1 protein-coding gene is annotated in these 1,055 nt (G+C 28.4%); it reads left to right on the forward strand.

Going from position 1 to position 1,055, the window contains the following annotated elements; genetic code table 11:
• Nucleotides 1-503 precede the first annotated feature (503 nt).
• A complete protein-coding gene (locus tag RFH42_RS16830; RefSeq protein WP_308977086.1) occupies nucleotides 504-893 on the forward strand; it encodes an IS630 transposase-related protein in 390 nt (129 codons plus the stop codon).
• Nucleotides 894-1,055 lie beyond the last annotated feature (162 nt).

A 1,055-nucleotide genomic window follows, 5' to 3' on the forward strand; every position in this document is an offset into this window, starting at 1 on the left:
GGTTGTACCGATTGAACAGCGTGATGCTGCTTAATCGCTCATCAATTTGAGACAAAGAACCCGACTGATGTCGGGTTTTTTCTTTTAATGTATTGGCAATATTATTATTTATGATTTTGATCGTGAAATCAAAGATAAATATCCTCCTATATAGTTAATTTATTCTTAACAATATTTATAAATAAAATTAATGATTAAAATTCATATTGTCTTATATTTCTAAACAAGTAACTAAACTATTAAATATAATTAAAATAAAGTATGTGTAGTTTCCTTAATTTATTACAATCCTATTAAGTTAATATACATATTAATGGAAAATAATTAAATATAACTATTTGAAAATCAATGATATAAGTTACATTTTGTATATATTATAATTTTTTTGTTTTATTTTATAGTAAATTAAGTTAATTTATTTATGAGTTGTATTGGGGAAGCTACGAAGCAACTATTTCATAGCTTTATAATTCAAAAAAACAATTTTTTTTTTTATATTTATCATGCCAAAAAATTATTCATTAGATTTACGACAAAAAGTAATGCAGTTTTATTCAGAGTCTAAACATAAGTCTAAAACTTGCCGAACATTTAACATTGCCAGATCGACATTAGGCGATTGGATATTATTGGAGAAAAATACTGGCCAGTTGAAACAGCAAAAATCTGATAAAGTTGGGCGTCCTAAAATGATTAAGGACTGGGAAGCTTTTAAGAATTTTGTTGAAATGACACCATTTACTCAAGCCAAACAGTTAGTTCCGTTGTTTGAACTTAAATTTGGATATCCTATTTCTTATGCAGTGATTTTATTGGGGTTACATCGCTTAGGCTGGTCTCAAAAAAGAATGTCAGCCACGACAGTGAAACGTCGTCGAGTGAATGTAAGTTAATATATTTTTGACTACGCGAGCTTCAGTCTTATTATGCGGTGAAACAAGCCCTATAACTAAGATTGGAGCTCGTTTTTTATGAATATGTCTCGTCCTAAAATAGGTTAACAGTATTTCATTTAGAACTGAGTTAAGCAATTAACTCGGTTCTTGCTTTTTCAG

The organism is Acinetobacter rudis (assembly GCF_031157835.1).
Lineage (GTDB): Bacteria > Pseudomonadota > Gammaproteobacteria > Pseudomonadales > Moraxellaceae > Acinetobacter > Acinetobacter rudis_A.